The sequence below is a fragment of the Rothia nasimurium genome (assembly GCF_928381415.1).
Taxonomy (GTDB): Bacteria; Actinomycetota; Actinomycetes; order Actinomycetales; family Micrococcaceae; genus Rothia; species Rothia nasimurium_H.
Genome location: NZ_CAKMSF010000040.1, coordinates 1 through 258 on the forward strand (window position 1 = coordinate 1; position 258 = coordinate 258).

Genomic DNA, 258 nt, shown 5'->3' on the forward strand with positions numbered 1-258 from the left:
CTCGTTTGGGCACGATGGTCGGTTCGAAGGAGCCGTCGCGGTCGCGGGGGACTTTGATGTCGATGGGGCCGACGGTGTCGGTGAGGATTCTTTTGGTGCGGTAGCCGTTTCTGGTGTTTTGGCTTGTTTGGTTGGGGTTTTCGGCGTGTTTGGGGTAGCCGAGGTGGTCGGTGAGTTCTTCGTCGAGGGCAGCTTGGATGATGTCTTGGGTGAGGGTTTTGAGTAGGGTGTCGCTGCTGAGGTCTAGGCCTTGTTCTT

1 protein-coding gene is annotated in these 258 nt (G+C 57.8%); it reads right to left on the reverse strand.

What is annotated here, in order from left to right; translation table 11 throughout:
• Positions 1–258, reverse strand: a 258-nt coding sequence (locus L7A20_RS11900) for a transposase (protein WP_237223689.1), incomplete at both ends; no start/stop codon positions are given.